This is a genomic window from Mesorhizobium sp. M0011, from assembly GCF_040324155.1.
Lineage (GTDB): Bacteria > Pseudomonadota > Alphaproteobacteria > Rhizobiales > Rhizobiaceae > Mesorhizobium.
The window spans coordinates 1-4,917 of sequence record NZ_JAMYVQ010000069.1 but is presented as its reverse complement, the minus strand read 5'-3'; the positions used below and the strand labels follow the sequence as shown (position 1 = coordinate 4,917).

The 4,917-nt window shown below is 60.3% G+C and carries 4 protein-coding genes and 1 pseudogene; 2 read left to right on the top strand and 3 right to left on the bottom strand.

What is annotated here, in order from left to right:
* A pseudogene (locus NKK51_RS32300) lies at positions 1 to 311 on the top strand (hypothetical protein); the annotation flags it as partial.
* 23 nt (positions 312 to 334) lie between these two features.
* On the opposite strand, the gene NKK51_RS32295 reads toward NKK51_RS32300, so the two are convergent.
* The 3 genes from NKK51_RS32295 to NKK51_RS32285 form a co-directional block, all read right to left on the bottom strand.
* Positions 335 to 1,714, bottom strand: a complete 1,380-nt coding sequence (locus NKK51_RS32295) for a hypothetical protein (protein ID WP_352556328.1) — start codon at positions 1,712 to 1,714, stop codon at positions 335 to 337.
* Positions 1,714 to 2,238: a GNAT family N-acetyltransferase gene (locus NKK51_RS32290; protein WP_023809560.1), complete on the bottom strand. Its 525-nt coding sequence runs from the start codon at positions 2,236 to 2,238 to the stop codon at positions 1,714 to 1,716. Before NKK51_RS32290 ends, NKK51_RS32295 begins: the two co-directional genes overlap by 1 nt.
* 74 nt (positions 2,239 to 2,312) lie before the next feature.
* Entirely contained in the window at positions 2,313 to 3,167 is an 855-nt protein-coding gene (locus NKK51_RS32285) for a hypothetical protein (RefSeq protein WP_352556326.1), read from the bottom strand.
* 174 nt (positions 3,168 to 3,341) lie between these two features.
* On the opposite strand from NKK51_RS32285, the gene NKK51_RS32280 reads away from it, so the two are divergent.
* Entirely contained in the window at positions 3,342 to 4,757 is a 1,416-nt protein-coding gene (locus NKK51_RS32280) for an adenylate/guanylate cyclase domain-containing protein (protein ID WP_023809558.1), read from the top strand.
* The last annotated feature ends 160 nt before the right edge of the window (positions 4,758 to 4,917 follow it).

The following is a 4,917-nucleotide window of genomic DNA, read 5'->3' as shown; positions in this document are numbered from 1 at the left end:
TCGGGTCATCAGATGCTGGCCTCCACTCCAGCCAGCATCTTGAATCACAAAACAGACAAATCGGGAATCCCCTTCGATTCCATCAAGCCGTGAACCGCTCTAGTGACCCTCATTGGGCGACTTGGGGCTGGCTCGCAACGACAGTTACGGCCATCTGGGCCGTTTTCCCCACGCGTGGCGGCATGGCAGGAACTGCTCGCGTCAATCCTGACTATTCGCTGGAATACCGTCGCAAAGTCTTGCCTTACAAGAACCCTGCCGATATCGAACTCACGGTCGACGGGCTCCGCAAGGCCGGAATAGTGCAATGACAAATGAGGGCATGCGGCCCGGATCAGACGCCAAAGGCTCGGCCTATCTTGCGCCATCGGGCGTTTTCACGAACCAGTTTCAGGTCGTCGGTCGTCTCGGCAAAGGTGTGCGAACGGTAGTGCCCGAGCAGGTCAGGAAACAGCCTCCCTGCCGGCAGGCCGGCAACCTGTTCGCGGACCGACATTTTTTCATCGATGACCCGGGTGCCCCAGGCATTTTCCCGAACCTGCAACTCGGCAGCCAGACCGCGCTCTTCCGGCGCGGTTTCATCCAGCGCGGCCAGCAGGATCGAATGGAAAAGCGCTACATAACCGATCTGCCTCAGGCCGCCCACGACCCGCACGCGCGGCAATATGGCAAGAACGAGGAACGTCAGGAACAAGTTCGGCAGCAGCACGCCGTCCAGCAGCGCCTGCTTGAGATGCGCCCGCTCGAACGGGATGGAAAGACCATTCGGCCTTTCAGGCTCGATCAGGTGCCCGTTCTCGATGACGAGCTTGCGCACGCGCTCCTCGCGAATGCCCCAGAAATAGGCCGTGGCATTGGGCAGGAATCTGCCAAATGGGCTCGATTCGGTCTCTTGCAGGGTACGTTCGAGACGCTGACGCCTTGCGGGCTCAAGGAGCAGCTTGGAAAGAAGGCTGCTGTCATGGTCCAGATGCCGCGCCACGACGGAAGCCGCGAGCCGGTCATCGATGAACACCGGCCGAGCCATGCCGGAACGATCCCAATCGGCGACCAGATCCTCGTTGAGTTCTGTCAGTGCATCGGCGGCGGTTCCAAACACCTTGTCCTGGCTGGCGAGCAGTGTGCCCAGCCAGCGGCTGGCATCCGTTTCGTCGCCCACCGCTTCGAGCGCCCGCTTGTTGAGGGTGACCGGGCCGGCCGCGCAGGCGCTTTTGCGGCATAGTTTGTGGCGCCCCATGCCAAACAAGTTGACCTTGTCGTCGCCGACATCGAGCCATCCCGGCCCCTCCCGGCCAATTGTCTCCATGGTCATCGTCGTTCCCATGAAGCCGACGAAGGCCGACAGCCCGTTTTCGACCGCGCCGAGCCAGGCAAACAGGAGGGCATCGAAGGTGATCCGGTCCATCAGAAGCAGGCAGTGGAGGCCGGACTGAATCACCGGTCTGTGGTCGAATTCTTCAAGGGCCTTGCCGACCTCTTCAGGCTGCATGATCAAATCAAGGCGCTGATGCAGTATATCAAGCAGGATCGAACGGGCAGCGATCGCCGGACTCGATGCAGGCCTTGCCACCGGCCGCCACAGATGGCGGGCGTATTCGGAAACCGGTGCATTCCAGTTCTGCTCGATGTCACGCACGACTTCCGGGCAGAGCAGTGATAGCACTGCCAGAACATCCACCGGAGCCTTAAGGGTCGGATCAAAGTTCGTGGTCATCAGAACCGCAGCCGGGCCATGCTCAGAAGGTCGTGATACCGCCCTTCGGTAAAGCCGGCCTTCACATGCCGGCCTTCGACCTCGAAGCCGTGGCTTGTGTAGAGGCGGATGGCCGGTTCATTGTCGGCATAGACGGTCAATTCGACTCGCTTCAGGGCGCGCCAGTTGTCGGCCACGTCAAGCAGCGCGCCAAGTATGGCAGAGCCGATACCCTTGCCGACAAAGCCATCGTCAAGGCCGATATTGATCTCGCCGATGTGCGAACGGCGCGGCGAACCCTGCACGACCAGGCTGCCATGGCCGACGACCTTGCCGTCCAGCTCGGCAACGATCCAGGTGGTTTCCTGGCCGGACTTGGCGATACGCCGTTCTACCTGCTCCACCATCTCGAATGGCATCCTGAGCGTGCCCCAGCGGAAGCCCGGCATGTTGAAGATGGCGCAAAGCGCCTCCGCATCGCTTGGCCGAATGGCCCGGAGTTGCGGCTGGATTTTCTTTGGGAATGGCGAGGTCGTGCTGGTCATGGCTTTCCCGGCAAAGGCAATGGGCCCGGCACGATGCACCGGACATCATCTGAAAATCCAGCCATCTCATCATCCTATGATGCCGATTGCGCGCTGAAGTACCAGGAGACGGCGTAGAGTTTGAAGATGCCGCTGATTCCGATCCAGCCGAAAAGGGCGAGCCAGCACAATGTTCCCGTCGCCGTCCAGTCGATCCGGTGCACTGCGGCCTCGGTGATGACAAGGCCAAGGATGGCAAACAAGCCGACCAGAAACTGCGCCAGACCGAGCACCAGCAGCTCTTCGCGCGGCGCGCTTTTCCTGACGAGATATGTGCCGCCCGCTCCGGCGAGGAAGATGGCGCTGTAGACCTGAGCGTGGAAGGCGTCGATCGGCCACGGCCAGAAGCCGCCGAATGTCAGGGGAAACAGCAACAGACCGACGCCATAGAGCCCGATGATCACCATTTCCATCGACATGTAGCCGCGCCATGCAGAGTTTAAGGTCACGCCCTTTGCGGAAGGACGGCCCCTGGCCCGCCAAAGGAACGATCCGGATACCGCGACCGAAGCAAGATAGACCAAGAACCAGAGCCAGGGCGCTTTGCGCTCGAAGTTGAAATAGCCGAGACTGAAGAACGAAGCCGCCGACACGATGACGGTGAAGATGAAGGCCATGACAAGCACGAGCCTGCCTGGCGACCAGCGGTTCCAGACCAGCAGCGCCGCCATCACGACCATTTCGGCGGTGTAGAAGCCGCCGAGGAAGCGGGCATTGAACGGCGTGACGGCCCAGGGCCAGCGCGGCTTGACCAGCGCAGGCGCGAAAAACAGGCCGGCGCCGACGATCAGGACGATGATGACCCCCGCCGAGAAAAGCCGCAGGGCCGCGGGAAATGGCGGGTTGCCGGGTGTCGGCGCGGGAGAAAGTCCCAAAGATGAATACGCCATGGACTCACCATAGTGCCGCTTGCGATCGGTGAAAATCCCGACGGAAATTGAACCGTCGCGCGGGCTTTGCCATTCGAATGGCCGTACGATCCGTTTCGAAGTAAGATGGAGCGCTCGGAACAAAGACCGGTTCCGGTGAACCACCTAGGGGGCGCATTTTCCGGAGCCTGCACGATGACCGAAATTCAGGATCTGTTCTCGCTTTTGCGGCAATCAACCGATGTCGATCTCCAGGCAATCGACGCGATCCGGCGGACCATCGCGGAAGGCAAGGATTATGAACTTTGCCGCATCAATGTGCCGGCTTTCGCCAGCAAGCATGGCCTCGACGAGGAACGCGCCATAAGCGCCTTCCTCCATGCGGCGCGGGTGGGCATCTTCGACATTTCATGGAATGTTCTGTGCCCCGGCTGTGGCGGCGTGCTCGACACCAACGCTACGCTGAAAACCCTGCAGAAGGACGAATACACCTGCGCGCTATGCTCCGAAGGCTATTCGCCGACCCTTGATGAGATGGTCGAGGTGACATTCACCGTCAGTCCTCGCGTGCGCAGGATTGCCGCCCACAATCCACACGAACTGCCGTTGGTGGAATATTTTCGCCAGATTTACTGGGGATCCGGCGTCGATCTGCCGGAAGAGGATCTGGCGAAAAACATAGGAGCGTTCTCGCTGGAGGATATCGAGCTGGCGCCGGGTGAAAAGGCCGTCCTGCTTATACAGCTTCCGCCCGAATTCATCATCGTCTTCGAGCCGGTCACCCATTCAGCGCAGTTCATCGACGCGAAGGGCAAACCAACAAAAGAGCGGCGAAGCCTGTCTTTGGCTTTCGACCGCGACCATGTCCAGAACCAGACACTGGAAATGCTACCCGGTCCGCTGCGTATTTCGCTGGAAAACAGGACCGACACCCGCGTGCTGCCGGCAGTCTTCATCGCCGGCGAGGCATTGCATAATCTCCTGGGCAAACGCCGGCCTTTTCTGACCGCCAAGCGCCTGCTCACCAACCAGACGTTCCGCGACCTCTATCGTACGGATACGCTCGACATCAACCAGCGCCTGAAGATCACCAGCCTCACCTTCCTGTTCACCGACCTGCGCGGATCGACCGCGCTTTACGAGCGGGTGGGCGACCTTTCAGCCTTCGATCTCGTGCACGTGCATTTCCAGGTTCTGCACGAGATCGTCGCGGCGGAGGCAGGCGCGGTGGTGAAGACCATCGGTGATGCGGTGATGGCGACATTCGCGACGCCTGATCGCGCGATGGCTGCGGCCCTCAGGATGCGTGATGCCATGCGTGCGCTCAATGACAGAAGCGGGCGCGAGGATCTGCTGCTCAAGATCGGTGTCCATGCCGGCCCCTGCATCGCCGTGTCCATGAACGAGCGACAGGACTATTTCGGCCAGACGGTCAACATTGCTTCACGGGTCCAGAACCTGGCCAACGCACAGGCTATCTTCGCCACCCGTGCAGTGGTCGACGACAATCTCACCGCCGATCTGTTGCGCAGGAACGCTCTGACGCCCGTGCTTCACGAAGTCTCGCTGCGCGGCATCGAGCGGGAAATAGCGGTGTATACAATCCCCTGAGCAATTGGGCCGTCCAGAGCAATTCCAAGGAAGTGTAAACGGTTTTCGGGAAAAGCGCCTAGAGCGTTTCATATTTTGACGGAAGCGTAGCCTGCGTTTTCGAAGTAGTTCTTGCATTCGGCTGCCTCGATGGTTTCGACGAGGTGGCCGATGTGGCGCC

Bases quoted from the DNA above. Each gene is read 5' to 3' on its own strand.
- NKK51_RS32295 (WP_352556328.1), bottom strand. From the start codon at position 1,714: ATGACCACGAACTTTGATCCGACCCTTAAGGCTCCGGTGGATGTTCTG.
- NKK51_RS32290 (WP_023809560.1), bottom strand. From the start codon at position 2,238: ATGACCAGCACGACCTCGCCATTCCCAAAGAAAATCCAGCCGCAACTC.
- NKK51_RS32285 (WP_352556326.1), bottom strand. From the start codon at position 3,167: ATGGCGTATTCATCTTTGGGACTTTCTCCCGCGCCGACACCCGGCAAC.
- NKK51_RS32280 (WP_023809558.1), top strand. From the start codon at position 3,342: ATGACCGAAATTCAGGATCTGTTCTCGCTTTTGCGGCAATCAACCGAT.